We start from the raw sequence: 23,810 nt of genomic DNA, 5'->3' as shown, positions 1-23,810 counted from the left end.
ACCAGGCCCGAAACCCCCCGATCAGACCAGCTCCAACTGCTCCCCACCCGGACGCCGCCGCCCCACCGGCTCCCACACCCCGCACGTCATCCCGTACACCCGGCACAACTGCTCGATCTGCCCCGTGATCCGCCCCTCGTACTCCGCCGACGGCACCCCCGCCCCGTCGTACAGCTCCTCATAACGCGCCACCAACCCCGGATGCGCCTCACCGAGCCACTCCAGGTACCACGACCGCGTCCCCACCGGCAGCCGCAACACCACCGGCTCCACCGCCACCGCACCCGCCGCCGCGATCCGCCGCACCGTCGCCGCCAGCTGATCAGCCGCGTCACTCAGCAACGGCAACACCGGCGCCATCAGCACCCGGCACTCCACACCGGCCTCCACCAGCGCCGACACCAGCTCCAGCCGCGCCTGCGCCCCGACCGCACCAGGCTCCACCGCCCGCCGGATCCGCTCGTCCACGAACGCGATCGACACCGCCACCCGCGCACCCGCCGCCACCAGCAACTCCGCGTCCCGCAACACCAGCGGACTCTTCGTGTACACCGTGAACGGCACCCCCGCCTCACCCAGCGCCCGCACCACCCCCGGCATCAACCGATACGTCCGCTCCGCCTCCTGGTAACAGTCACCCCCCACACCCACCGCCAGCGGCTCATCACCCCAGCGCGCCAGCTCACCCCGCAACCGCTCCACCACGTTCGCCCGCACCACGACCCGCGTGTCGAAGTCACGCCCCGCATCCAACCCCAGCCGCCGATGCCCGCCCCGCGCCCCGCACCCCCGGCACGCATGCGCACAACCCCGATAAGGCGACACCGCCCACCGCTGCGCCACCCCCGCACCCGCGGGCACCCGCTCGATCGCCGTACGCGCCTGCATCTCGTAGAACCCGCCGCGCAGCACCGCACGCCGCTCGATCAGCGGACGATCGTCAACCGCGTCCACCAGCGAAAGCGCGTCCCAGCCCACACCGTCCAGTGGAACACGCATTCGACTCCCTTTTCAACCCACACCGCACGAAGCACACAGCAGGACCGCGAACACCCCGCCCGGATCCCACCGCCGCCCGACCACCCCCAGACGCTCCCACATGCACCTGCCTGCGGACCCCGCGAACGGGCGATCCCGTGAGCGCCCGCCTGGAGCTTTCCCCCCCGTGGACCATGCGCTGGATGGTGGAGGGCAACGCGCGCGTTCATGCGGGCCTTCGAGGCGGAGGGGAGAGGGATCAGGCGGCCGGCGCGAGGACGACGACCTTGCCGGACACGGCACCGGCGGCGACTTCCGCATGCAACGCCGGCAGGTCCTCGAGCCGGACCCGGCGGCTGATGTCGATGCGAAGCTCACCCCGGTCGATCGCCGCCACCAGGCCGGCGAGCTGCTTGGCGTCGCTCCGACGAAGACGTCGAGCCCGCGCACCTGGCGCGCTTCGTCGCTCGGCGCCTGCATCCACACCGTGGTGTTGACCACGGCCCCGCCGGACCGCACCAGAGCGGCCTGGCCCGCGAGCTGCGAGGGCTCGATCGGTGCGAGGTTGAGCAAGAGGTCGACCGGCTCGCCCACCGCATCCACCACGTCGGTCACGGTGTGGTCCAGGACCTCGTCGGCACCGGCGGCCCCGACCCGGTCCGCGCTGCGCGGGCTCGCCGTGGCGATGACGTACGCGCCGGCGTTCTTCGCCAGCTGCACCGCGTAGGCACCGACAGCGCCTCCGGCGCCGGAGATGAGCACGCGCTGCCCGGCGGTGAGCCCGCCGAGTTCGAACAGCGCCTGCCATGCGGTCAGGCCCACCAGCGGCAGGGCCGCCGCGTCGGCGAGCGGCACACTCTTGGGCGCGGCCGCCAGGACCTCGGCGGGCGCGATGACGTACTCGGCGGCTGCGCCGTCACCGATCATCGGGAGGAATCCGACGACCTCGTCACCGACCGCCACCGCGTCGACGCCCTCACCGAGCGCGTCGACCGTCCCGGCGACGTCGATGCCGGGCGTGTGGGGGAGCGTCACCGGGAACGGGCCCTGCAGACCACCGCTGCGGATACCGGCGTCGACCGGGTTGAACGACGTCGCCGCGACCCGGATGCGAACCTCACCGGCGCCGGGGACGGGCAGCGCCACGTCCTCGTAGCGCAGGACATCAGCATCGCCGTACTCGTGGAATCGCACTGCCTTCATGGCGAACTTCTTTCATCGAGGCAAGTGCTTCGAATTCGAAGCACTGGGCGAAGCTACCACTGCTTCGAACCCGAAGCAAGTACGATGACGGCATGACCGAAGACGCGCCCTCTCCGCCGCTCGACCCCGCCGAACTCGGCGCGTACTTCGCGCTCATCGAGGTCAGCAGCCTCCTGCGCCACACGGTGGAGCAGCAGCTGCGCGACGCCGGCGACCTCAGCTACGTCCAGTTCCAGCTCCTGGCCACACTCGGGGACGCAGCAGACGGCAGCCGGCGCATGACCGAGCTGGCAGACGGGGTCGTATACAGCCGCAGCGGCCTGACCTACCAGGTAGGCCTGCTGGAGAACGCCGGACTCGTCACTCGCAGCCCGTCAGCGGAGGACGACCGAGGCGTGACAGTGACCATCACCGAAGCGGGACGCAACGTGCTCGCCAAGGTCTTCCCCGGCCACATCGACGTCCTGCGCCAACTCTTCCTCCAACCACTCACGCGCGCCGACATCGACAGCCTCGCTCGAGTCCTCACCGTCGTCCGCGACCACATGCGCACCATCCCGCCCCGCTCGGCGAAACCACGCCGAAAGAGCACCGCACGCCAGAACCCCCCAGGCGGCGAAGTCTGACCGCGCCCCGGCACCCGACACAAGGCACCACAAACCACTCGCCACCCCCCAGCCCCCCTCTCTACACTGCCTCCGTGCTCAAACCCGACTACCCCCTCACCACCGAGCGTCTCCTCCTGCGCCCGTTCACCCCATCCGACCTCGACGCCGTCCACGCCTTCGAATCCCGGCCCGACGTCACCCGCTACCTCTACTGGGAGGCCCGCGACCTCGACGCCGCCCGCACCGGACTCGAAACCAAGATCAGCCGAACCGCCATCGCCGACGAAGGCGACGCCCTCAACCTCGCCGTCACCCTGCGCGACAGCGGCCTGCTCATCGGCACCGTCATCCTCATCTGGACGAGCAAAGAGCACCGCCAAGGCGAGATCGGCTACATCTTCAACCCCGACCACCACGGCCACGGCTACGCCCCCGAAGCCTCCCGCGAACTCCTGCGCCTCGGCTTCGAAGACCTGCGCCTGCACCGCATCGTCGGCCGCCTCGACGGCCGCAACACCGCCTCCGCCCGCGTCCTGGAGAAGCTCGGCATGCGCCGCGAGGCCCACCTCATCCACAACGAGCAGGTCAAGGGCGAATGGACCGACGAGGTCATCTACGCCATGCTCGAAAGCGAGTGGACCCCATGACCCTCCTCCACCTCGCCCTGGCCGCCGACTGGCACGCCGCCCGCACCACCGGCGACTACCGCGTCTCCACCCTCGGCCGCACCCTCGAACAGGAGGGCTTCATCCACTGCAGCCGCGACCCCGCCCAGCTCCAAGGCGTCCACGACGCCTTCTACACCGGCGTCACCGAGCCGCTCCTGGTGCTGGAGATCGACCCCACCGGCCTGGACGTCCGCGTCGAGAACGGCTTCCCCCACGTCTACGGCCCCATCCCGCTCACCGCGGTCACCGCCACCCGCCCCTACGAGCCGCCCACCACCTGACGACCGAACACGACCCCGGCCCGCCTTCGGGCCCGTGTCATGCTCAGCCGCCAACGCGAACCCGGGGGAGTGGCACCCCCGGACCGCCCCACAAAACCCCGATAACCGCCACAATGACCCGCATGGACCCGCGGACCGCAGCACAACGCTTCGCCGACACCTGGCAACACGGCTGGACCCACCACGACGCCGACAGCATCATCGCCCTCTACGCCGACGACGCCGAACACACCTCGATGCCCTTCCGCCCGCCACACCGGGGGAGAGGCGCCATCGCCGACTACATCCGCTGGTCCTTCGCCGGCGAAACCGACCCCCATGTCACCTTCGCCACCCCCATCGTCGACGGCGACCACGCGGCCATCGAATTCCGCGTCCACGCCCACGACAACGGCACACCCGTCACCCTCGCCGGCTGCGTCTTCGCCGCCTTCGACACCCACGGCCTGGCCGTACGCACCCGCGACTACTGGCACACCACCGAAGGCCACCAGTAAGCAGGGGACAGGCACAACCCACCGCCCCGGGACGCCCCACCACGGCGGGTCAGCGGCCACACACCCTCAGTGCCCCAGTGTCTCAGCGCCTCAGTGTCTCAGTGCCGGACCGTCAGCCCGAGATCCGCACGACCGGCGCCAGCCGCGCCTCGGCCACCTGCTCGTACGGCTCATACTGCCCGCCATGCCCCGGACCACCGTGCCCCGGAACGCCGTGCGCCTGCGGGGCGTGCTGCGGCGCCGCACCCTGGGGGAGCGGCGCCATCGCCGCGCCACCCGCGGGCACCTGACCCGCGCCGGGCATCGCCGGAGCCTGACGCGGCATCCGCCGGATCGGCTCCGTGGCGGCCCGCCGTTCCTCGCACCCACCTGCGCAGTAACCGTTCGTCACGATCAACCGGCCCCGCAGGGCGGTGTACGATTCCCGGCCGGAGGCCGGCAGAACCCCCTGACACACCGGACATAAAACAGATTCGGTCCCCACGTGCTGCTCCTCTCGCGGCGCGATAGCAGGCTTCCCACCCTAAACGCCACAGGCGCCGGGGGACAGGAAATTCACCGATGGTCAAGCGTTCCGTCATGACCACGCACCGTCACAACCCTACTTACTTGACATAATGTTCATTATCGAGCATTCGGAAATGTCGCGATCACGCTGCATTTGGCCTGCCTAGGATGAGGACATGAACCTCGGCCTCCCAGAGCTCTTGTTCATGCTCTGCCTCGCCCTCCTTGCCGTCGCGATCATCGTCTTCGCCGCCGCACGCGCCGCGCGCCGGCCCGTGGAGCCGGCCCCCGGCCCGCAGGAGGTGGACGCACGCATCCGCCACCTGGCCGCCGCCGGCAAGCAGATCGAGGCGATCAAGGTCCTGCGCACCCACACCGGCATGAGCCTCAGGGACGCCAAGCTCGCCGTCGACGGCCTCGCCCACGGCCGCCCCATCCGCCATCCCGCCCTCCAGGGCCCCGCCCTTCAACAGCCCGGCCCCCAGCAGCCCGCCGGGCCGGCGGCCGACCTGGCCACCCGCGTACGACGGCTCAAGAGCGACGGCCGCGCCGATCAGGCCGTCTTCCTCGTGCGCGGCGAGACCGGCATGGGCCACGACGAAGCCGTCGCCTTCGTCGACAGCATCCAGGTGGCGCACGAAGGCGAGCTCTGACCACCCGCCCTGACGCAGGCGGCGCCGGCGCGTTACGATCAGTCCATGCTCAGCCTGGCGATCTCCACCCCGGGCCTCATCGCGCTCACAGCCGTCGTCACCGTAGCGATCATCTATCTGATCATCCTGGCGGTCCGCCTCACCCAGCGGCCCCGTAACCGCCTGGCCCCCAGCACCGACCTGGTCGACCAGGCGCGCGAGCTGAAGGCCATGGGTCAGATCCAGGAAGCCGTCTTCCTGGTGCGCGGCGAGACCGGCATGAGCCACCGTGCGGCCACCCGCTTCGTCAACCGCCTCTGACCACCCCATACAGCCGGAAAATATCCCATACCGGACAGAATGTGGGTTCTGTTCGGTATGATTCCGGTCCTGCCGGACGCGGCGAACGGCCTGCCGTCAGGCTCGCGTGGCGCGGTCGAACGTCTCGGCGAGCTCGTCCGCGCACAGCCGCGCGTCCATGCCCTCGGCCAGCCGGCCGGCCGCCCCGTCGATGGCCGAACGCAACGTCGCGGCCATCAGCCGGGGCTCGAACGGCCGGAAGGAGCCGGTGCGCTGCCCGCCGGCCAGCAGCTCCGCCAGCCGGTCGACCGCCGCCTCGCTCTCGTCCTGCCCCACCGGCGTGCCGTGGTGAGCGAGCTGCTGCACGGCCCGCACGTGGTCGGGGTTGGCGGCAATGAAGGCGATGTTCGCCCGGATGAACGCCTCCAGCTGGGCGCGGGCTCCGTCAGCGGCGTCCAGGGCGGGCCTCATGAAGGCGGCCGCGTCCTGGACGACCTGGCGTACGACGGCCGCGAACAGCTCGTCCTTGCTGGCGAAGTGGTAGGAGATGAGGCGTTTGCTGCTGAGGCCCGCCTGTTCGCAGATGGCTTCGAAGGTGGTGGCGGCGTAGCCGCGCCGGGCCAGGACGGTGATGGTCGCCGTGGCGATCTGCGCTTTGCGCGCCTCGGTGGCCGCCTGCCGGCCTGCGGGCCTTTCCATGGTCAGCCCAGCTTGCCACGCCTGGGGTACGCCTGTCGTACGCGGGGGCGGTTGACGATGATCGCGACGGCGGCCAGGAGGAGGCCGACCAGTGCCTGTTCGGCTTTCATCCATGGGGGGTAGCCGTTGTCGGGCACGGCCACGATGAGGGCGATGCCGACGGGGGCGATGGTGGTGATGAGGCGGATGCGCAGGTAGGCGGAACGTTTGCCGGCGGCGGCCTGTGCGGTGAGGGCGAGGAGCCAGGCGGCTGCGGCGGCCACCGCTCCCCCGCGGAGCCAGACCACCCAGTTCGCGCCGAGGAGGGGTGCGGCGGCGAGGGTGGCGAGGGAGATGATCAGGACGGTGAGGAAGAGGGCCCGGACGCGGGCCCACACTGTTTTATCCACACGAGTAAAGTTATCCGCTTGTGTAAATTATTGCAAGGCTCTACCCGCTCCCCCGGTGTGCGGTGGTGGCGGCGCGGGCCAGGCGGACGAGCTCGGCGGCGGCGCGGGGCGGTCGGGAGCGGTCGCGCCAGACGGCGAGCAGGGGGCGCCGCAGGTCGAGGTCCGTGACGGGGATCTCGACGAGTCGTCCTTCGCGTAGTTCGGCGGTGACGGCCAGGACGCTGAGGACGGCGGGGGCGACTCCTGACTGGACGGCGACCTTGACCGCGGCGTTGGAGGCCAGTTCCAGGGCGGGCGGGGCGACGTCGGGGCCGGTGGCGACGCGGTCGAGGGCGTGGCGGGTGCCGGATCCGGGTTCGCGTACCACCAGGGGTGTGGCGGCGAGGTCGGCCAGGTGCAGGGGGGTGCGGCGGCGGGTCCAGGGGTGGCGGGGGGCCACGACGACGACGAGCCGGTCGGAGGTGATCGTGTGGGCGGTGAGTCCTGGGGGCACGGACGGGGATTCGATGAAGCCGACGTCGATGTCGCCGTGCTGGGTGAGCCGGCAGACGACTTCGGAGTTGACGACCTGGACGTCCACTTCGGCGTCGGGGTGGTCGCGGCGCAGGGCGACGAGCCAGCCGGGCAGCAGGTATTCGGCGATGGTCATGCTGGCGGCGACGCGGATGCGGGTGTCGCGGTGGCGGCGCAGGGTTTGCACGCCGGTGAGCAGGTCGTCGGCGGCGGCGAGGGTGGCGCGGGCCCAGTCCAGGACGAGGTGGCCTTGGGGGGTCAGGCGTGAGCCGGTGGTGGTGCGGTGCAGGAGGGGCAGGCCGAGTTCGCGTTCGAGGGTGTCGAGGCGGCGGCTGGCCGATGCCTGGGTGATGCCGTGGAGTGTGGCGGCTTTGCCGAGGCTTCCTTGGTCGGCGACGGTGATGAGCAGGGCGAGGCTTTCGAGGTCGGGCCACCGGCGGGTCATGCGTTCACCGTATGACGCGGTGCGTGTTGGGCGGCTACCGGGGCGTGTGGTGGGTGGAGACAATCCGTCGCATGGTGGTGTCTGTCAGGCGGGCGCGTGGCGCCGGTTCGCTCGTGCCGGGGCTGGTGGTGGTGTCGGCCGGTGTGCTGGTGGCGGTCGTGGTGAATGCGGTGGTTCCGGCGGTGAGCCCGTTGGTGGCGGCGGTGGTCCTGGGGGCTGCGCTGACGAATCTGGGGGTGCGGGGGGCGGCTTTGGAGCCGGGTCTGGCGTTCGCGGCGCGCCGGTTGCTGCGGGTGGGTGTGGTGCTGTTGGGGGCGCAGCTGGCGGTGTCGGATGTGGTGGCGTTGGGGTTGCCGGTGTTGCTGCTGGTGGTGGGGACGGTGGCGGTGACGTTCTCGGTGACGTGGTGGGTGGGGTGCCGGCTGGGGTTGGGGCGGGGGTTGTCGGTTCTGGTGGCGACGGGGTTCTCCATCTGCGGGGCGGCGGCGGTCGCGGCGATGGAAGGGGTGGTGGGCGGGGCGAAGGAGGACGTGGTGACGGCGGTCGCTCTGGTGACGTTGTACGGGTCGCTGGCGATGGTGGTGTTGCCGCTGGCGGCGGGTGTGCTGGGGTTGCCGGCGGAGGGGTTCGGGGTGTGGGCGGGGGCGAGTGTGCATGAGGTGGCGCAGGTGGTGGCGACGGCGCAGACGGCGGGTTCGGCGGCTTTGGGGGTGGCGGTGGTGGTGAAGCTGACCAGGGTGGTGTTGCTGGCGCCGTTGATCGCGGCTGTGGGGGTGTGGCGTCGCCGGGTGGAGGGGCCTTCGGGTGGTGCTGGGAGGGCGCCGGTGCTGCCGTTGTTCGTGGTGGGGTTCTTGGTGATGGTGGGGTTGCGTAGTGCGGGGGTCCTGCCGGTCGGGTGGCTGGCTCCGTTGAGGAGTGCGCAGATGGTGTTGTTCGCGGCGGCGTTGTTCGCGATGGGGGCGGCGGTGCGGTTGCGGGTGCTGGCGCGGACGGGTGGCCGGGCTGTGGTGCTGGGTGGGTTGGCGACGGCGGTGGTGGTGGGGGTGTCGCTGGCCGCGGTGGGGCTGGTGTGCTAGGCGGGGGGCTTTGTCGCGCTCAGGTGGGTGCGGATGCCGGTGATGATGAGGTCGAGGCCGTCGTGGAAGGCCTGGTCGCGTTGCGGGCGGGCCGGGGCGCCGGGGTCGGTGGCGCGGGCCTGTTCCTCGGTGGTGTAGCCGTTGACGTAGGCCAGGACGGTGTCGACGGCGACGGCCGCGGTGGCGGGGGGTGCGCCGGCGGTGGTGAGGGTGTCGATGAGGTGGTGGAAGGAGGCCACGGCGTGCTCGCCGGGGTCGTGGAAGCCGGCGATGAGGCGGGCGCCGTCGCGGTGGGCGAGCATGAGGTGGCGGATGCCGTGGGCGACGGCGCGTAGCTGGTGGTCCCAGGGGCCGTCGAGGGCGGCGCCGGTGTCGGGTGGGGTGACGAGGTGGGCGACCATGGCGTCGAGCAGGGCTTGTTTGCTCGGGTAGTGGCGGTAGAGGGCGCTGGCGCGGACGCCGAGGCGGTCGGCGAGCAGGCGCATGGTGAGGCCGTCGAGGCCGACCTCGTCGAGCAGGTCGATGGCGGTGTGCAGCACTTGGGTGCGCCGCTGGCCCATGGTTCCTCCTCGGGCGCGGGCGGGTGGTCGCGCCCCGCGCGGGTGAACACTGTACACGTGGCCGTCGTTCATGGGGGGCGTCGGGCTTGGCGGCCTCTCCCCCGGGTTCGGTGACGGGGTGGGAGTGGGTGGGGTACGGACCGTGGGCGATTTCGGCTCTGCGGTGGGTGTGGGGTGGAGGGGCCGGCGGGTGTGGTGGTGGGGTGTCCGCCCATCAAAAATCCGGACATTTGTGGATTTTTGGTGCCGCATGTCGCGGCTTTCTGCGGGGTTATGTCAGCAGTACTTGCCTGGACATGTCAGCATCGATGCATGTACGGGACATATGGGACTGTCTTAAACGCCCGGGGACGCTGGGACGGCCGCGCGACCATCCCACGCTGACACCCCGGCCCCCGCTGAGAACCCCCCAGCCCGTGCGGGCCCGCCCCACCAGCGGCCCCCTCCCCCTTGATGTGACGAACACCCGAAGGAAGTCCGCGTTGCGTATCCTGCTGCTCTGCTCCTCGTTCAACGGCCTGACCCAGCGCGCCTGGCTGGAGCTGCGCCGGGCCGGCCACGACGTCACCGTCGAGCTGGCCCTGTCGGAGCGGGTCATGCTGGAGGCCGTCCAGCTGGCCAAGCCCGACCTGGTCATCTGCCCGTTCCTGAAGGAGAAGGTGCCCTCGCCGCTGTGGCGGACGCAGCGCACGATCATCATCCACCCGGGCCCGCCCGGCGACCGCGGACCCTCCTCGCTGGACTGGGCGATCCTCGACGGCGAGCCCCGCTGGGGCGTGACGGCGTTGCAGGCGGTGGAGGAGATGGACGCGGGCCCCATCTGGGGATACCGCATGTTCCCGATGCCGGCCGAGCCGCCCCGCAAGTCGGCGCTGTACAACGGGCCGGTGGCCGACGCCGCGGTGGAGCTGGTGGTGGAGGTGGCGGCCAAGGCGGCCGACCCGTCGTTCACGCCGGCGCCGCTGGACTACCGGCGGCCGGAGGTCGTGGGACGGCTGCGCCCGGCGATGCGGCACGCCGACCGCGAGTTCTCCTGGGAGGAGCCGACCGACGCGGTGCTGCGGCGGGTACGGGCCGCCGACGGCGCGCCCGGCGGGCGGACCGTGCTGGGCGAGACGCCGATGCGGGTCTTCGACGTCTACCGCGGGCCGGCGATCAGCGGCCGGCCGGGCACGGTGGCCGGCCGGCGTGAGGGCGCGGCGCTGGTGCACACCGGCGACGGCTCGGTGTGGGTGGGGCACCTGCGGCGAGACGAGCCGGGCGCGGTGAAGCTGCCGGCGGTCACGGTGCTGGGCGAGCTCGCCGCCGGGGCGGAGGAACGCGCCGGCTACAGCGAGATCACCTACGACCGCAGCGACAGCGTCGGCGTGGTGAGCTTCGACTTCTACAACGGGGCGATGTCCAGCGAGCAGTGCCACCGGCTGGCCTCGGCGCTGCGCTACGCCGTGGCGCAGGACACCCGGGTGCTGGTGGTGCGCGGCGGCGAGGTGTTCTCCAACGGCATCCACCTGAACGTGATCGAGGCGTCGCGGCACCCGGAGATGGAGGCGTGGCGCAACATCAACGCCATCAACCAGGTGTGCCGGGAGATCGTGGCGTGCACGGGGCAGCTGGTGGTGACGTCGGTCGGCGGCAACGCGGGCGCGGGCGGCGTGATGATGGGGCTGGGCGCCGACCGGGTGCTGGTGCGCGCGGGCGTGGTGCTGAACCCGCACTACCGCACGATGGGGCTGTTCGGCTCGGAGTACTGGACGTACACGCTGCCGCGCAGGGTCGGCGCGGCGACGGCCCGGCGGCTGACGCAGGAGGCGCTGCCGGTGGGGGCGGTGGACGCGGCCGGGCTCGGGCTGGCCGACGAGGTGCTGCCCGGCTCGCGGCTGGAGTTCGAGCGGGCGGTGCTGGACTACGCCGAGCGGCTGGCGCACGACCCGTCGTACGGCAGGCTGCTGGCGGCGCGGCGCGCGCAGCGGGAGGAGGACGAGCGGCGCAAGCCGCTGGACGCCTACCGGGTGGAGGAGCTGGCGGAGATGAGCCGGGACATGTTCGACGACCGGCACGGCTTCGCCGAGGCGCGGCGCGCGTTCGTGGGCAAGCGCAAGCCCGAGGCGACGCCGGACAACGTGGCGGCGCATCGGGAGTTGTCCGGCGCGTCGGCAGGGGCAGACGCGATCACATCTCATATGTGAGATAAGGTCTGCTGTTGTGACAGATGACTACCTTGTGCGGATCGGCCGGTTGATTCGGGACGCGCGCCAGCACCGCGGATGGACCCAGCTCCAACTGGCCGACGCCCTGGCCACCAGCCAGAGCGCGGTCAACCGCATCGAGCGCGGCAACCAGAACATCAGTCTTGAGATGATCGCCCGCATCGGGGAGGCCCTCGACAGCGAGATCGTCTCCCTGGGCTACGCCGGCCCCATGCACCTGCGGGTCGTCGGCGGCCGCCCCCTGTCGGGCAGCATCGACGTCAAGACCTCCAAGAACGCCTGCGTCGCCCTGCTGTGCGCCTCGCTGCTCAACTCCGGCCGGACGATCCTGCGCAAGGTGGCGCGCATCGAGGAGGTCTACCGCATCCTGGAGGTCCTCGCCTCCATCGGGGTACGCGCCCGCTGGATCAACGAGGGCAACGACCTGGAGATCGTGCCCCCGGCCCGGCTGGAGCTGGAGTCCATGGACACCGACGCCGCCCGCCGCACCAGGAGCGTCATCATGTTCCTGGGCCCGCTCATGCACCGCACCGACCAGTTCCAGATCCCGTACGCGGGCGGCTGCGACCTCGGCACCCGAACCGTGCAGCCGCACATGTCGGCGCTCAAGCACTTCGGCCTCGACATCACCGCCACCGGCGGCTTCTACCACGCCCGCGTCGACCGCGGCGCTGCCCCCGCCCGGCCCATCGTGCTGACCGAGCGCGGCGACACCGTCACCGAGAACGCCCTGCTGGCCGCCGCCCGCCACGACGGGATCACGGTGATCCGCAACGCCTCCTCCAACTACATGGTCCAGGACCTGTGCTTCTTCCTGGAGCAGCTCGGCGTGCAGGTGGAGGGCATCGGCACCACCACGCTGACCGTCCACGGCCTGGCCACCATCGAGCGCGACGTCGACTACTCCCCCTCCGAGGACCCGGTGGAGGCCATGAGCCTGCTCGCGGCCGCCGTCGTCACCTCCTCGGAGCTGACGATCTGCCGGGTGCCGGTGGAGTTCCTGGAGATCGAGCTGGCCGTGCTGGAGGAGATGGGCCTCGACCACGACCGCGGCGCGGAGTACCCGGCCGCCAACGGCCGCACCCGCCTGGTCGACCTCACCGTGCGGCCCTCCAAGCTCGTCTCCCCCATCGACAAGATCCACCCGATGCCGTTCCCCGGCCTCAACATCGACAACGTGCCGTTCTTCGCCGCGATCGCCGCCGCCGCGCAGGGCTCCACCCTCATCCACGACTGGGTCTACGACAACCGCGCCATCTACCTGACCGAGCTGACCCGCCTGGGCGCCTCGGTCAAGCTGCTCGACCCGCACCGGGTACTGGTGGAGGGCCCCACCCGCTGGCGCAGCGCCGAAATGATGTGCCCGCCGGCGCTGCGCCCGGCCGTGGTGGTGCTGCTGGCCATGATGGCCGCCGAGGGCACCTCGGTGCTGCGCAACGTGTACGTGATCAACCGCGGGTACGAGGATCTGGCCGAGCGGCTCAACGCGCTCGGGGCGCGCATCGAGACCTTCCGCGACATCTGAGTTTTCTGTCGGTGGCGGCCGCTACCGTCTCCTGTGGATCTTGCGTCAGGCCGTACGACCAGCGGGGTCGTACGGCCTGACGTCACGAGGCGAGGAGGGGGACGGTGCGGCCTGCGGAGCTCGAACGGGTGACGGTGGCGGAGGCGGCGGACCGCTACGTGGAGCTGGTGCGGGCCCGGACGCTGACGGGGGCCCTGTCCCCCGCCACCGCGGAGGTGTACGCCCGCGACGTGGCCACGCTGGTCGACCTGGCCGGCGGCGACCGGGTGCTGGACGACCTGACGGGGCAGGACATCGACGCGGTGCTGCTGGCCTTCGCCCGCAAGCCCGACGGCAGACGCTCGGGCACAGGCACGGGCATGGGCCCGGGCCCGGGTGACGGTGCGGGGGTGGGCGGGGGCGGCTCGCGGGGGCAGTCGCCGTCGTCGCAGGCCCGTTTCCGCCGCTCGGTGTCGGCGCTGTTCAAGCACGCCCTGCTCGCCGGATGGGTGCAGCTCGACCCGATGACCGTCTCCACGATCACCGCACGCCAGCGCGACGGGCTGCGGCCGGAGCGGCGGGCGCTGACCCGCGAGCAGGCCCAGGGCCTGATCGGCGCGGCCCGCACACTGGAGGAGGCGCCCCGCGAGGGACGCCGCGACCAGCGCATGGAGCCGCGCGACGCGCTGATCGTGCTGCTGCTGTCCACGATGGGGCCACGCGTCTCGGAGCTGGTGCGCGCCAACGTGGAGGACTTCTACACCAACGACGGCGTCCGCTACTGGCGCATCTTCGGCAAGGGCGGCCGCACCCGCGACGTGCCGCTGCCGCAGGCCGTCGCCGAAGCGCTCGACGCCTACCTGGAGCGCGGCCGGCCGCTGGTGTCGGGCAAGGCCACCGGCTCCGACGCCAAGGCGCTGCTGCTGTCGTGGCGCGGGCGGCGCCTGGCCCGCGGCGCGGTCCAGGGGGTGATCGACCGGGTGCAGGCGCTGGTCGACCCCGCGCAGCGCCGCTCGGTCACACCCCACGGGTTACGGCATACCACGGCCACCCATCTGCTGGCCGACGCCGTCGACATGGACGCGGTGCGCAGGGTGCTGGGCCACAGCGACCTGTCCACGCTCGGCCGCTACCGCGACGAGCTGCCGGGTGAGCTGGAGGTGGCGATGCGCGTCCACCCGCTGCTGCGCGACCACAACCGCGGCGGCTGAGCGGCCCGGCAGGTCCGCCTGCCGCGCTCGTTCACCGTGCCCGGCGGGCGGGGTGGGGCGGCTCGTCAGGCCGGCGGCCAGTGCCTGAGGACCGTGTCGAGGGCGTCCAGGGTTCGTGCCCACGACAGCTCCACCTCGCGCGGGTGATGGCGGAACTGGCCCGCCGTCTCCAGGCTCACGTAGCCGTGCAGCGTGCTGCTCACCATCCGTACCGCGTCGGTCTGGTCGGGCTCGGACAGCTCGTAGCCACGCAGGATCGCCCGCGTCATCTCCGCGTGCCGGCGGGCGGCGCCGACGGCGGCGCGGACCGCGGGGCTGACGGCCGCATCGGCCGCGGAGCCGGGGGAAGCGGTGGCCGGCGAGCCGGGGGAAGCGGTGGCGGCGGTCACCGTCTCCGGGTCGAGCTGGAGCTGTGCCGCGGCGTACCGGCCCGGGAACTCCCGGGCGTAGTCGCGGTAGGCGTTGGCGAAGGCCACCAGCGCGTCCTTGCCCCCGCGGCCCGCCAGCGCTTCGGCGACCCTGTCGGCGAGCTCCGTCAGGGCCAGTCCCCCCACCCTGATCCGCAGGTCCTGCGCGTCCTGGACGTGCGCGTACAGGGCCGCCGGTTTGACGCCGAAGCCGCGCGCCAGCGCCGAGACGGTCACGTTGGGGAAGCCGATCTCGTCCGCCAGGTCCGCCGCCGCCCGGGTCAGGCGCTCCGCGGTCACCCCCGCACGTGCCACGTGCCCTCCTCGCCTTACTTACAGGGTTTAAGTATTTGCATACTACCCTTAAGGGCGGCTAGCCTCCCCGCCCATGGAACCCCTCACCGAACGCGATATCCGCACGTCATTCGTCAACTGCTCCAAGGGCGAGACCAAACGCCTCAACCTCCCCAAGGACTTCACCGACAGCCCCTGGGACGACCTCGACTTCCTCGGATGGCGAGACCCGGGCGCCCCCGAACGCGCCTACCTCGTCGCCGGCCACGACGGCGGCCTCGTCGGGATCGCACTGCGGGTCACCTCCGCCGCCTCACGCGGCTTCACCTCACGCAGCATGTGCTCACTGTGCCTGACCACGCACACCAGCGGCGGAGTGGCGCTGATGACCGCCCGCCGCACCGGCGAGGCCGGCCGCCAGGGCAACTCGGTCGGGCAGTACCTGTGCACCGACCTCGCCTGCTCCCTGTACGCGCGCGGCAAGAAGCAGGCCGCGGGGGACGGCGCCATCGAGGAGTCCCTCACCCCGGCGGAGAAGATCGCCCGCACCCGCGCCAACCTGACCGCCTTTGTGGGCAAAGTGATCGGGTGACCGTCCCTCCCGCCGCCCCTACCCTCGGGCGAGACGACGCGGCCAGGACGAGACCCCCCGGGGACGAACGGACCGGGCCCCGTCAGAGCGAGCCGAAGGTCCCCGGCGGGTCGGACCGGCCCGGCGCGAGCTCGCACCCGGGACGCCGCTCCCCCGCTCTCACCCCGGCACGGCCGGGGTGACACGACCCGCGAACCGGTCCGACAGGTGGCCCGACAGGTGGCCCGACAGGTGGTCCAGGGAGACGCCGAGCACGTCGGCCAGGGCGGCGATGGTGAAGAACGCCGGCGTGGCGATGCGCCCGGTCTCGATCTTACGAAGCGTCTCGGCCGACATGCCCGCCGCGGCGGCGACCTCGACGATGCTGCGCTCCCCCCGGGCCTGACGCAAGGTCAGGCCGAGCCGCTCGCCGCGGAGCCGCTCTTGGGGTGTCAGCGGTGGCCGTACCATGCATCCAGTCTATAACTCGGTATAGAAATACCGGTATAGTTATCGCCCGGCTCAGCCCCGACGCACCGGCTGACGCAACACCGTCCGCGGCTCCGGATCATCGAACGCCGTCAGATACACCTCGTGATGCGGCCCGTTCGGCACCAGCCCCCGCTCCGCCATGAACTCCTCCATGACCTGCAACGTCACATACTCCTCACTGAACGGCCCCACATGCAGGGCCTCCACACACTCCCCCTCCGTGTACGTCACCACCCGCACCCGATCCACCGCCGACCTCGGCACCCGCACCGCCTCACGAGCCCCCTCCACGACCCCCGGCTCCGGAACCCCCGCCAGCGGCAGCATCAGATGCCAGCGCCACAGCTCCCGCGCCACCTCCAACCCCGGCCGTTCCTCCTCCACCCACCACAAGCCCTCCAACGGACCCGCCGGCCCGCCCATCCCACCGGCCACGGCATACAGCGCACCGATCGCCGCCAGATGCTCCGCCCCGCCCGGCTCCCCCATCCCCGTGACGCTCAGGCACGTCGCAGGACCATACGTCTTCAGGTCAACCTTCACGGCTCCTCCTCCAGAGGAATCATCAGATGAGTAACAAGCTGATCAGCCGGCGTGACAGCCGGATCCGACACGTACACCTCACGAATCGGCCCCCGCACCGCCAGACGCCGCTCCGCGCACCACGCCAGCACCGCATGAGCGGTCAGGCCGATCTGGTCATACGGACCCACATGCGTCGCACACGCGAACGCACCCCCGGCCAGCACCTCCAACCGCGCACCACCCGGCAGAACCCCCACCGTCGCCCCGTCCACGACCAGCGCCACCGCCACGTCGAACGGCTCGTCCAGCTCCAGCGGGAACAACCCCACCAACCGCACAGGCTCCGACGCCCCCGCGACGGCCCGCGCCAACGGCGACAACCGCTCCACCGCCGCCGACGTCGCCCGCGCCACACCACCCACATCCGGCGCCCGCTCCCGCACCACCACGGCCCGGCACGCCGGCTCCACCACCACCCGCACCGAAGCCGACGGCAACCCCCTCTCCAGCACCACCTCCAGCGCCGCCAACGTACGGCGACGCCGCGCCAGCTCCGCCTCCAACTCCTCCCGCACCGACTCCAGCGCCTCCGGCGACCCCGACAACACCTCCGCCACCACCGCCAGCGGCACGTCCATCGACCGCAACAACCCGATCGACAACGCCTCCCGCGCCTGCGACGCCCGGTAATACCGATAACCCGTCACCGGATCCACCCACGCCGGCACCAGCAACCCCAGCTCGCCGTAGTGCCGCAACTGCTTGACACTCAAGCGGCCCAACCGGGCGAACACCCCGATCGGCAGCAGATCCTCGTCCACGCCCCACAGCATGGCCTCTCCCCCCATGGGAGAGTCCACCCCGGCCCCCTACCGGGCCGCCAGCACCTCCACCAGGAACCCTTCCAGCAGCCGCGTCACCTCCACCGGCCGCTCCAGCGGAGCCAGATGTCCCGTCTCCGGCAGATCCACCCGCCGCGCCCCCGCGATCCCCCCGGCCAGCAGACCCGCCACCTCCTGGATCCCCGCCACATCCGACAGCCCGTTCACCACCAGCGCCGGCACCGCGATCTCCGCCAACCGCCCCGCCGCCGCCGGCACGAGCCCCCGCTCCACCACCGGCGGCCCGCCCCACGACCGCGCGAACACCAGACGGCACATCTCCACCGCCGCCTCCCACACCCCGTCCTCCAGGTCCGCCCGCCCCCGCTCCGGACCCGCCACCTGCCACAACGTGTGCGCCCGCGCCATCGCCAGCACGTCACCAGCGTCCACATCCGCCGCCCCGCCACGCCGGTAACGCGCCAGCCGGTCGGCGGGCACCGCGCTGTGCACCCGCTCACGCGCCTGCTCCACCATCGACGCCGGCCACCCATGCCCCGCCAGGCCCGAGCCGCACAACACCAGCCCCGCCACCCGCTCCGGCGCCGCCAGCGCGGCCTCGACGGCGTACGCGCCGCCCATCGAACACCCCACCAGTACGGCGCTGCGCACCTTCAGCGCGTCGAGCACCGCCAGCAGATCCTCGTGGTGGCACACCTCGCCGTCGGCGTCAGCGGACTCGCCGTGGCCCCGCCAGTCGTAGCGGATCACCCGATACCGGTCGGACAGCGCTCGGAACTGGTGCTCCCACATGCGCCGATCCGCCACTCCGGCGTGCACGAACACCACGGCGTCGTCCTGGGAGGGCCCCGCCTCGTCGTAGGCGATCCCGTAACCGTCGATCATCATGCTGGGGACCGTACGCCGGGAGAACGCATCCCGAGGCGCCCGTTCGCCGTCGGCGCAGGGTTGAATGAAAGGTGTTGATCATTTTGAAATCGACCCACGCCCTTTACAGTGTAGATTCATAAGCTGAGGAGAAAGATGACCACGGCGATCCCCATCGACGTCCCCGAGGCGTTCGCGGCCTCCTACGGGAGCCAGGACCCCGAGGCACGCGCCTGGGTCGCCCGGCTGCCCCACCTCGGCGGCGAGCTGCTACGGCGCTGGGAGCTGCGGCCGGACGGCCCGGCCGCGTACGGCATGGCCTCGCTCGTCCTGCCCGTGCTGCAGGCCGGCGGCGCGCCCGCCGTCCTCAAGCTCCAACAGGTACGCGAGGAGACCGCCGGTGTGGCCGCCGGCCTGCGGGCATGGAACGGCGACGGCGTCGTGCGCCTGCTCGACCACGACCCGGACAGCGGCGCCCAGCTGCTGGAACGGCTGGACGCGACGCGCCCGTTGTCCGCGCTCCCCGACGATGACGCCGCCATGCGCATCCTGGCCGGCCTGATGGGCCGCCTGACCGCGGTGCCCGCGCCCGCCGGGCTGCGGCGGCTGTCTGGCATCGCCGCCGCCATGCTCGACCAGGCCCCAAGGGCCGTGCCGGCGCTGCGCGACCCCGCCGAGCGGCGCCTGGTGCTCATCTGTGCCGCGGCCGTCGCCGAGCTGGCCGGCGAGTGCGGCGACCGCCTGTTGCACTGGGACCTGCACGACGGCAACGTCCTGGCCGGGCAGCGCGAGCCGTGGCTGGCCATCGACCCCGAGCCCCTGGCCGGTGACCCCGGCTTCGACCTGCTGCCGGCGCTGGACTGCCGCTGGGACGCGGTGGCGGCGGGCGACGTCGGACGCACCGCGCTGCGCCGCTTCGACCTGCTGACCGAGGCCCTGGGCCTGGACCGGAAGCGGGCCGCCGGCTGGACGCTCGGCCGTGTCCTGCAGAACGCCCTGTGGGACATCGAGGACGGCAAGACCCACCTCGAACCGGTCCAGGTGACCATCGCCACCACTCTGCTGAACTCGGAGCACACCCGGTAGGCCCCGGCCGCCCCATGACCCGCTCCGACGAAAAGAGCGAGTACGCCAAGCTCCTGAGAGCCGACCACGCTCCTCCCGAAATCGTCGGTTGACCTTCACCTTGGGGGAGGCCACAGCATCGGTGGAGCCGGGCGATGTGCTCGGCATGAGGAGGAGCGAGCATGGGGTTGCTGACCATCGGGGCGTTCGCGAAGGCGTCCCGGCTGTCGCCGAAGGCGCTGCGGCTCTACGACGAGCTCGGACTGCTGCCCCCCGCCCGCGTCGACCCGGTGACCGGATACCGCCTGTACGCACCGGAGCAGCTGGATCAGGCCCGGCTGGTCGCTTGGCTTCGCCGCCTGGGGATGCCGCTGGCGCGCATCCAGCACGTCTGCACGCTGGATGCGGGCCCGGCGGCCCAGGAGATCCGCACGTTCTGGGCCCAGGTCGAGGCCGACACCGCCGCACGGCGGGACCTGGCCGGCTTCCTCATCGACCACCTGTCATGGAAGGACCCCGCCATGTCCTCGATCGCCAAGCCCCTGCGAATCCGTTACGCCGCACTGTCCGACACGGGCCTCGTCCGCGAGAGCAACCAGGACACCGCCTACGCCGGGACCCGCCTGCTCGCCGTCGCCGACGGCTACGGCAATCAAGGAGCCCCAGCCAGCGCGGCCGCCGTCGACGCGCTCAAGCACCTCGAAACCGAGAGCATCCCGGCGGGCAGCCTCCTCGACGTCCTCGAAGACGCCGTCGAACAGGCCAAGCAGGCCGTCAACGGCATCGCCGGGGTCGACCCCGCTTCCGAAGAGGCCGGCACGACACTCACCGCCATGCTCTGGACCGGCTCGCAGCTGGCCCTCATCCACATCGGCGACTCCCGCGTCTACCTCCTGCGCGAGGGAAGGCTGTTCCAGATCACCGACGACCACACCATGGTGCAGTCGATGGTCGAGGAAGGACGCATCAGCCCGGAAGAAGCCGCCTCCCACCCCCAGCGGTCACTGCTGGTTCGAGCCCTGGGCCACGGAGCCGATGACACTCCTGACATGCGCCTGCACGACGCCCAGCAGGGAGACCGATACCTGCTCTGCTCCGACGGCCTGTCGACCGTCGTGCCGGCCGAGAAGATCCGCCAGGTGCTCTCCGAGACCAGCGAGCCGCGGCAGGCGGTCCGCGAACTCATCGCCCTCGCCAACGGCTCCGGCGGTCCCGACAACGCCAGCTGCGTGGTCGCCGACGTCATGGAGCTCCAGCAGCAGGAGTGAGCGGCATGCACTCGACTCCGGTGATCCGTGCAGCCGACTCCAGTTGACGCGCGGACGACCGTTGTTCCGGTCGTTTCGCCGGATGGGCGATGGGTGGCATATGGCGTGATGCCCAGCAAGAAGGTCGGGGTAGCGGGGATGCGCCACCAAGGGGCTGGGAAGGGATCCGCCCCAAGTGGTCAGCTGACTCCCGGTATGTCTCCTTCCGGACGGACGCGAACCAGCAGACCTTCTACGGCGCCATCCCGCTCCCCCAGGAGGAAGTCACCCGGCTCGTCACCGCAGGCGTGCGGGCCTTCCTCCGCAGCTATGCGGCCTCCGCCGCCCAGCGCCCCCAACACAGTTCTGAGTGACATCGCAGGTTGCTGATGGTCAGCGTCCAGTCACTGGCAGGCCGGTCAGATCCAGGCGACGGTCAGTCCGCAACTGGATCTCGCCGTACGGGGTCATATTCGACGGCTGTCTGGGGTTACCGATCGTTCCCGCTGGTCAGCGGCTTGAAGGTCTGTACGAGACGGAGAGCAAGTAGGCTGACCATGATCACCTGCGACCGTGAGGGAGCCGCTCATGACCGCCGACCCGACGATGACCCGGATCGGCCAGGGGGTGGAGTTGCATCACCATCAAGGCCGGCGCGAAGCCGCTCGCGAGTTGTTCGCGCAGATCTGGGACGACATCGGCGGCGAGGGAGGCGATCCGCTGCATGTCTGCGTCCTTGCCCACTCGATGGCCGATGTGCAGGACGACGTGCACCAGGAGCTGATGTGGGATCTGCGGGCGCTTGCCGCCGTCGGCCTGATCACGGATGAGCGGGTGGCCCAGGCCGGGGTGCCGCTTTCGGTGGCCGCCCTGTATCCGTCGCTGCACCTGAACCTGAGTGAGTGCTACCGCAAGCTGGGCGACCTCGACCGCGCCCGCGAGCACCTCCGGCAGGCGCGGGCCGGGATCGGCGCACTCGGCGACGACGAGTACGGGCGACTCATCAAGGGTGGACTGGAGCAGCTGGCCGAACAGTTGGGTGAGACCGTTTGACTCCGAGCCCGGCCAAGGATGACGTCGATCACGACGCCGCCGGGCCGGACACTCATCCGGGCGTTCCCGCTGAGGCCAGCCGGGTCATGAGGGATTGCCGGACGGCCGGCCATTCGGACGCGACCACCGCGAACATCGCCGAGTCCCGCAACATCCCCTCCTCGCCGGGCGCCCAGGACATCGACCAGTTGCGCAGGACACCCTCAAAGCCGATACCGAGTCGCTCCAATGCCCGCCGGCACCGGTGGTTACGGGCGTCGGTCTTCAGATCGACCCGCGCGACCCCCAGGGTCTCGAACGCATACCCCAGCAGCAGCAACTTCGCCTCGGCGTTGATCCCGCTGCCCTGCGCCGACGCCGCGAGCCAGGTGAAGCCGATCTCGATCGCTCGCAGGGCCGGCCGATCCGGCCATGACCGCGGATCCCACAAGCCGGTGCACCCCACCGCCTTGCCGTCACGCACCCGGACCTGGGCGAACGGCGTCAACCCACGCCTGGCCAGCTGCGTCGCCACATACCCCCGCATCTCGCTCCCGCGGGGAACCAGCGTGAACCCGTAGGACGCCCGGTCCTCTTCCGCGGCCGCCGCCAGGTCGGCCGCGTGCTCCATCGTCAACGGCTCCAGCCGCACCAATGAACCAGCGAGCACAGGAACATCGAGCTGAACACTCATCAGACCTTCCTCATCGTTCCTGGCGTTGGCACCTTGCCCGTACTGGGCAGGTTGTCGGACCGTCACAGGGCCAGGTCCCTCAGATCCTCTGGATGATCACCGAAGGTCGATTGTCCCCAACGACTGACAACCACGTCAACTGTGTAGAACGCGGCGAAGCCGGCCCTGGGCACCTGGATCACGATGTGCCTTCGGTGGGGAGCTCGACGCGGCGGAAGATCCGCCACAGGGTCAGGTCGTAGAGGGTCTTGGCGGTCCCGGCGATGAGGAACGGCCAGCCCAGACCCAGGGGCTGCAGCAGCCCGGCGAGCGCGGGACCGGCGGGCCGGGTCAGGTAGCGGGCGGTGTTGGTGACGGCGGCTGTGGTGATGCGCTCGGTGGGCGGGACCATGGCCATGACGTAGGCCTGGCGGGTGGGCACGTCCATCGAGGACAGGCAGGCGCGGGCCAGCAGCAGCCCCGCCGCCACCGGGAACTCTGAGGCGAAGGCGACGCCGATGAGCAGCAGGTTACCCGGCAGATGGGTGAAGACCATCGTGTTCAGCAGCCCGATCCTGGCCGCGAGGACCGGCGCGAGGAGGAAGGAGGCGGTCTGCAGGACGGCACAGCCCGCGAACAGCAGCCCGATGCTGGCCGTGTCAGCTTGGTAGTGGACGCCCAGCCAGTAGGCCAGGTAGGCCTGCGCAACGAAACCCCCTGCCAGGCTGTCCACGGCGAACAGCGCCGCCAGCCGGACCACGACCGGGCGGGGCCGGACCGGCGCGGAGACCTGAGTCGAGGCCACCTCGATCGAAGCGGGCAGCCGCAGGGCCAGCAACGCACCAGCCACGCCCACGGCCAGCAACACCCCGCCGAGCAGCAACCGCGAGAGCGGGAGCGCGCCCAGCAGCGCGCCCGCGGTCCCGGCAGTGGCGGCGACGGCGTTGTAGAGGCCGAAGCCGCGCACGGCCACGCCGCTGCCATCCAGCATGACCTGCTCCACGGTGGTGAACGGCCCGGACTCGACCACCTCGACCGACAGCGCGCCGGACAGGGCGGCCACGCTCAGCAGCCACACCGGAGCTCCGACCGCGATCAGCGACCCGCACAGGGCCAGGGCCAGGTACAACACGGCGTAGGAGCGGCGACGGCCGAACCGGTCGCCCCAGCGGGCCAGGACGATGCCGGCCAGCGCGCCCCCGGCCATCACGGCGGCCAGCACGAGACCGACCCCGGCGGCCTGCAGCCCCTCGGCCCGCAGCAGCGTGGCGAGCTGGACGGCGGCCAGTCCGTACGCCAGGCCGCGTAAGGCCTGCGCCGCGAAGATCAACCGCGCGGCACTCACGCGGACTTCCTCCCGTCGCCCTGCCATCCCTCAGGCATATCGATCCCCTTGCACTCAGTTTCCTCGAAGGCCCGCCCTCACCGCGTGCGGGCGGCAGGATCGCGTCCAGCCTGCCGGCGCCCGAGAGCGCACGATCCGGTTCGGACGTTTCCTCAGACCAGCGCCAATCGAG

28 protein-coding genes, 1 pseudogene and 1 riboswitch are annotated in these 23,810 nt (G+C 71.4%); of the genes and pseudogenes, 14 read left to right on the top strand and 15 right to left on the bottom strand.

What is annotated here, in order from left to right:
• Positions 1-21: 21 nt before the first annotated feature.
• The 3 genes and pseudogenes from ACIBG4_RS38355 to ACIBG4_RS38345 form a co-directional block, all read right to left on the bottom strand.
• Positions 22-999 carry a radical SAM protein gene (locus ACIBG4_RS38355; RefSeq protein ID WP_397206993.1) on the bottom strand — a complete coding sequence of 326 codons (978 nt, stop codon included), beginning with the start codon at positions 997-999 and terminating at the stop codon, positions 22-24.
• Positions 1,000-1,237: 238 nt separating this feature from the next.
• On the bottom strand, positions 1,238-1,786 hold the full coding sequence (locus ACIBG4_RS38350) for a zinc-binding dehydrogenase (RefSeq protein ID WP_397207121.1): 549 nt from the start codon (positions 1,784-1,786) through the stop codon (positions 1,238-1,240).
• A 113-nt stretch (positions 1,787-1,899) separates the two neighbouring features.
• A pseudogene (locus ACIBG4_RS38345) lies at positions 1,900-2,181 on the bottom strand (alcohol dehydrogenase catalytic domain-containing protein); the annotation flags it as partial.
• 92 nt (positions 2,182-2,273) lie between these two features.
• On the opposite strand from ACIBG4_RS38345, the gene ACIBG4_RS38340 reads away from it, so the two are divergent.
• The 4 genes from ACIBG4_RS38340 (at position 2,274) to ACIBG4_RS38325 (ending at position 4,235) form a co-directional block, all read left to right on the top strand.
• Positions 2,274-2,807 (top strand): MarR family winged helix-turn-helix transcriptional regulator, encoded by a 534-nt coding sequence (locus ACIBG4_RS38340; RefSeq protein ID WP_397206991.1) that lies wholly within the window; start codon positions 2,274-2,276, stop codon positions 2,805-2,807.
• Between the two features lie 74 nt (positions 2,808-2,881).
• A complete protein-coding gene (locus tag ACIBG4_RS38335; RefSeq protein ID WP_397206989.1) occupies positions 2,882-3,436 on the top strand; it encodes a GNAT family N-acetyltransferase in 555 nt (184 codons plus the stop codon).
• A complete protein-coding gene (locus tag ACIBG4_RS38330) occupies positions 3,433-3,738 on the top strand; it encodes a DUF952 domain-containing protein (protein WP_397206987.1) in 306 nt (101 codons plus the stop codon). The genes ACIBG4_RS38335 and ACIBG4_RS38330 overlap by 4 nt, the downstream gene beginning before the upstream one ends.
• 122 nt (positions 3,739-3,860) lie before the next feature.
• Entirely contained in the window at positions 3,861-4,235 is a 375-nt protein-coding gene (locus tag ACIBG4_RS38325) for a nuclear transport factor 2 family protein (RefSeq protein WP_397206985.1), read from the top strand.
• A 112-nt stretch (positions 4,236-4,347) separates the two neighbouring features.
• On the opposite strand, the gene ACIBG4_RS38320 is transcribed toward ACIBG4_RS38325, so the two are convergent.
• A complete protein-coding gene (locus ACIBG4_RS38320; RefSeq protein WP_397206983.1) occupies positions 4,348-4,539 on the bottom strand; it encodes a hypothetical protein in 192 nt (63 codons plus the stop codon).
• A gap of 379 nt (positions 4,540-4,918) precedes the next feature.
• Between ACIBG4_RS38320 and ACIBG4_RS38315 the strand changes: the two genes are divergently transcribed.
• Both ACIBG4_RS38315 and ACIBG4_RS38310 read left to right on the top strand, forming a co-directional pair.
• Positions 4,919-5,395, top strand: coding sequence for a hypothetical protein (locus ACIBG4_RS38315; RefSeq protein ID WP_397206981.1), 477 nt, complete (start codon positions 4,919-4,921; stop codon positions 5,393-5,395).
• Positions 5,396-5,440: 45 nt separating this feature from the next.
• Positions 5,441-5,695 (top strand): hypothetical protein, encoded by a 255-nt coding sequence (locus tag ACIBG4_RS38310; protein ID WP_310716818.1) that lies wholly within the window; start codon positions 5,441-5,443, stop codon positions 5,693-5,695.
• Between the two features lie 96 nt (positions 5,696-5,791).
• Here the strand turns inward: ACIBG4_RS38310 and ACIBG4_RS38305 are convergent, their stop codons facing one another.
• From ACIBG4_RS38305 to ACIBG4_RS38295, 3 genes are read right to left on the bottom strand one after another with little or no spacing between them, the layout of a single operon-like run.
• Complete coding sequence (locus ACIBG4_RS38305; RefSeq protein ID WP_397206979.1) at positions 5,792-6,373, bottom strand: TetR/AcrR family transcriptional regulator; 582 nt, start codon at positions 6,371-6,373, stop codon at positions 5,792-5,794.
• A gap of 2 nt (positions 6,374-6,375) precedes the next feature.
• A complete protein-coding gene (locus ACIBG4_RS38300) occupies positions 6,376-6,762 on the bottom strand; it encodes a hypothetical protein (RefSeq protein ID WP_397206977.1) in 387 nt (128 codons plus the stop codon).
• Positions 6,763-6,802: 40 nt separating this feature from the next.
• Entirely contained in the window at positions 6,803-7,720 is a 918-nt protein-coding gene (locus ACIBG4_RS38295; RefSeq protein WP_397206975.1) for a LysR family transcriptional regulator, read from the bottom strand.
• Positions 7,721-7,791: 71 nt separating this feature from the next.
• Between ACIBG4_RS38295 and ACIBG4_RS38290 the strand changes: the two genes are divergently transcribed.
• Positions 7,792-8,796 carry a YeiH family protein gene (locus tag ACIBG4_RS38290; protein ID WP_397206974.1) on the top strand — a complete coding sequence of 335 codons (1,005 nt, stop codon included), beginning with the start codon at positions 7,792-7,794 and terminating at the stop codon, positions 8,794-8,796.
• Here the strand turns inward: ACIBG4_RS38290 and ACIBG4_RS38285 are convergent.
• Positions 8,793-9,356: a TetR/AcrR family transcriptional regulator gene (locus ACIBG4_RS38285; RefSeq protein WP_397206973.1), complete on the bottom strand. Its 564-nt coding sequence runs from the start codon at positions 9,354-9,356 to the stop codon at positions 8,793-8,795. The genes ACIBG4_RS38290 and ACIBG4_RS38285 overlap by 4 nt on opposite strands.
• A 482-nt stretch (positions 9,357-9,838) precedes the next feature.
• Between ACIBG4_RS38285 and ACIBG4_RS38280 the strand changes: the two genes are divergently transcribed.
• The 3 genes from ACIBG4_RS38280 (at position 9,839) to ACIBG4_RS38270 (ending at position 14,278) form a co-directional block, all read left to right on the top strand.
• The gene (locus tag ACIBG4_RS38280) at positions 9,839-11,542 is read left to right on the top strand and encodes an enoyl-CoA hydratase-related protein (RefSeq protein WP_397206971.1); all 1,704 of its coding nucleotides are present in this window, start codon (positions 9,839-9,841) and stop codon (positions 11,540-11,542) included.
• A 16-nt stretch (positions 11,543-11,558) separates the two neighbouring features.
• On the top strand, positions 11,559-13,088 hold the full coding sequence (locus ACIBG4_RS38275; protein ID WP_310716804.1) for a UDP-N-acetylglucosamine 1-carboxyvinyltransferase: 1,530 nt from the start codon (positions 11,559-11,561) through the stop codon (positions 13,086-13,088).
• 104 nt (positions 13,089-13,192) lie between these two features.
• Positions 13,193-14,278 carry a tyrosine-type recombinase/integrase gene (locus tag ACIBG4_RS38270; RefSeq protein ID WP_397206969.1) on the top strand — a complete coding sequence of 362 codons (1,086 nt, stop codon included), beginning with the start codon at positions 13,193-13,195 and terminating at the stop codon, positions 14,276-14,278.
• Positions 14,279-14,343: 65 nt separating this feature from the next.
• Here the strand turns inward: ACIBG4_RS38270 and ACIBG4_RS38265 are convergent, their stop codons facing one another.
• Positions 14,344-15,000: a TetR/AcrR family transcriptional regulator gene (locus ACIBG4_RS38265; RefSeq protein ID WP_397206967.1), complete on the bottom strand. Its 657-nt coding sequence runs from the start codon at positions 14,998-15,000 to the stop codon at positions 14,344-14,346.
• A 73-nt stretch (positions 15,001-15,073) separates the two neighbouring features.
• On the opposite strand from ACIBG4_RS38265, the gene ACIBG4_RS38260 reads away from it, so the two are divergent.
• Entirely contained in the window at positions 15,074-15,571 is a 498-nt protein-coding gene (locus ACIBG4_RS38260; RefSeq protein ID WP_397206965.1) for an FBP domain-containing protein, read from the top strand.
• A gap of 159 nt (positions 15,572-15,730) precedes the next feature.
• On the opposite strand, the gene ACIBG4_RS38255 is transcribed toward ACIBG4_RS38260, so the two are convergent.
• From ACIBG4_RS38255 to ACIBG4_RS38240, 4 genes are read right to left on the bottom strand one after another with little or no spacing between them, the layout of a single operon-like run.
• Positions 15,731-16,021, bottom strand: a complete 291-nt coding sequence (locus ACIBG4_RS38255) for a helix-turn-helix domain-containing protein (protein WP_397206963.1) — start codon at positions 16,019-16,021, stop codon at positions 15,731-15,733.
• Positions 16,022-16,072: 51 nt separating this feature from the next.
• Positions 16,073-16,585 carry a hypothetical protein gene (locus tag ACIBG4_RS38250; RefSeq protein ID WP_397206961.1) on the bottom strand — a complete coding sequence of 171 codons (513 nt, stop codon included), beginning with the start codon at positions 16,583-16,585 and terminating at the stop codon, positions 16,073-16,075.
• Positions 16,582-17,388 carry a MerR family transcriptional regulator gene (locus ACIBG4_RS38245; protein WP_397206959.1) on the bottom strand — a complete coding sequence of 269 codons (807 nt, stop codon included), beginning with the start codon at positions 17,386-17,388 and terminating at the stop codon, positions 16,582-16,584. The genes ACIBG4_RS38250 and ACIBG4_RS38245 overlap by 4 nt, the downstream gene beginning before the upstream one ends.
• A 48-nt stretch (positions 17,389-17,436) precedes the next feature.
• Complete coding sequence (locus ACIBG4_RS38240) at positions 17,437-18,297, bottom strand: alpha/beta fold hydrolase (protein WP_397206957.1); 861 nt, start codon at positions 18,295-18,297, stop codon at positions 17,437-17,439.
• A gap of 135 nt (positions 18,298-18,432) precedes the next feature.
• Here ACIBG4_RS38240 and ACIBG4_RS38235 point away from each other — a divergent pair, with 135 nt between their 5' ends.
• The 3 genes from ACIBG4_RS38235 to ACIBG4_RS38225 all read left to right on the top strand — a co-directional run bounded on the left by ACIBG4_RS38235 (position 18,433) and on the right by ACIBG4_RS38225 (position 21,641).
• Positions 18,433-19,362, top strand: coding sequence for an aminoglycoside phosphotransferase family protein (locus tag ACIBG4_RS38235; RefSeq protein ID WP_397206955.1), 930 nt, complete (start codon positions 18,433-18,435; stop codon positions 19,360-19,362).
• 161 nt (positions 19,363-19,523) lie between these two features.
• The gene (locus ACIBG4_RS38230) at positions 19,524-20,609 is read left to right on the top strand and encodes a MerR family transcriptional regulator (protein ID WP_397206953.1); all 1,086 of its coding nucleotides are present in this window, start codon (positions 19,524-19,526) and stop codon (positions 20,607-20,609) included.
• A 567-nt stretch (positions 20,610-21,176) separates the two neighbouring features.
• A complete protein-coding gene (locus ACIBG4_RS38225; protein WP_397206951.1) occupies positions 21,177-21,641 on the top strand; it encodes a hypothetical protein in 465 nt (154 codons plus the stop codon).
• A gap of 52 nt (positions 21,642-21,693) precedes the next feature.
• On the opposite strand, the gene ACIBG4_RS38220 is transcribed toward ACIBG4_RS38225, so the two are convergent.
• Positions 21,694-22,314 carry a GNAT family N-acetyltransferase gene (locus tag ACIBG4_RS38220; protein ID WP_397206949.1) on the bottom strand — a complete coding sequence of 207 codons (621 nt, stop codon included), beginning with the start codon at positions 22,312-22,314 and terminating at the stop codon, positions 21,694-21,696.
• A gap of 7 nt (positions 22,315-22,321) precedes the next feature.
• A riboswitch (SAM riboswitch) is annotated at positions 22,322-22,413 on the bottom strand.
• A gap of 79 nt (positions 22,414-22,492) precedes the next feature.
• Complete coding sequence (locus ACIBG4_RS38215) at positions 22,493-23,638, bottom strand: MFS transporter (protein ID WP_397206947.1); 1,146 nt, start codon at positions 23,636-23,638, stop codon at positions 22,493-22,495.
• Positions 23,639-23,810 lie beyond the last annotated feature (172 nt).

It is taken from the genome of Nonomuraea sp. NPDC050383 (assembly GCF_044459125.1).
Taxonomy (GTDB): domain Bacteria; phylum Actinomycetota; class Actinomycetes; order Streptosporangiales; family Streptosporangiaceae; genus Nonomuraea.
Note: the sequence above shows the minus strand (reverse complement) of the source record. Positions and strands in the feature narration are given on the sequence as shown.

Bases quoted from the DNA above. Each gene is read 5' to 3' on its own strand.
- ACIBG4_RS38305 (WP_397206979.1), bottom strand. From the start codon at position 6,373: ATGGAAAGGCCCGCAGGCCGGCAGGCGGCCACCGAGGCGCGCAAAGCG.
- ACIBG4_RS38225 (WP_397206951.1), top strand. From the start codon at position 21,177: ATGACCGCCGACCCGACGATGACCCGGATCGGCCAGGGGGTGGAGTTG.
- ACIBG4_RS38240 (WP_397206957.1), bottom strand. From the start codon at position 18,297: ATGATGATCGACGGTTACGGGATCGCCTACGACGAGGCGGGGCCCTCC.
- ACIBG4_RS38295 (WP_397206975.1), bottom strand. From the start codon at position 7,720: ATGACCCGCCGGTGGCCCGACCTCGAAAGCCTCGCCCTGCTCATCACC.
- ACIBG4_RS38285 (WP_397206973.1), bottom strand. From the start codon at position 9,356: ATGGGCCAGCGGCGCACCCAAGTGCTGCACACCGCCATCGACCTGCTC.
- ACIBG4_RS38235 (WP_397206955.1), top strand. From the start codon at position 18,433: ATGACCACGGCGATCCCCATCGACGTCCCCGAGGCGTTCGCGGCCTCC.
- ACIBG4_RS38325 (WP_397206985.1), top strand. From the start codon at position 3,861: ATGGACCCGCGGACCGCAGCACAACGCTTCGCCGACACCTGGCAACAC.
- ACIBG4_RS38220 (WP_397206949.1), bottom strand. From the start codon at position 22,314: ATGAGTGTTCAGCTCGATGTTCCTGTGCTCGCTGGTTCATTGGTGCGG.
- ACIBG4_RS38320 (WP_397206983.1), bottom strand. From the start codon at position 4,539: ATGCCCGGCGCGGGTCAGGTGCCCGCGGGTGGCGCGGCGATGGCGCCG.
- ACIBG4_RS38260 (WP_397206965.1), top strand. From the start codon at position 15,074: ATGGAACCCCTCACCGAACGCGATATCCGCACGTCATTCGTCAACTGC.
- ACIBG4_RS38255 (WP_397206963.1), bottom strand. From the start codon at position 16,021: ATGGTACGGCCACCGCTGACACCCCAAGAGCGGCTCCGCGGCGAGCGG.
- ACIBG4_RS38350 (WP_397207121.1), bottom strand. From the start codon at position 1,786: ATGGCAGGCGCTGTTCGAACTCGGCGGGCTCACCGCCGGGCAGCGCGT.
- ACIBG4_RS38230 (WP_397206953.1), top strand. From the start codon at position 19,524: ATGGGGTTGCTGACCATCGGGGCGTTCGCGAAGGCGTCCCGGCTGTCG.
- ACIBG4_RS38315 (WP_397206981.1), top strand. From the start codon at position 4,919: ATGAACCTCGGCCTCCCAGAGCTCTTGTTCATGCTCTGCCTCGCCCTC.
- ACIBG4_RS38355 (WP_397206993.1), bottom strand. From the start codon at position 999: ATGCGTGTTCCACTGGACGGTGTGGGCTGGGACGCGCTTTCGCTGGTG.
- ACIBG4_RS38310 (WP_310716818.1), top strand. From the start codon at position 5,441: ATGCTCAGCCTGGCGATCTCCACCCCGGGCCTCATCGCGCTCACAGCC.
- ACIBG4_RS38330 (WP_397206987.1), top strand. From the start codon at position 3,433: ATGACCCTCCTCCACCTCGCCCTGGCCGCCGACTGGCACGCCGCCCGC.
- ACIBG4_RS38340 (WP_397206991.1), top strand. From the start codon at position 2,274: ATGACCGAAGACGCGCCCTCTCCGCCGCTCGACCCCGCCGAACTCGGC.
- ACIBG4_RS38290 (WP_397206974.1), top strand. From the start codon at position 7,792: ATGGTGGTGTCTGTCAGGCGGGCGCGTGGCGCCGGTTCGCTCGTGCCG.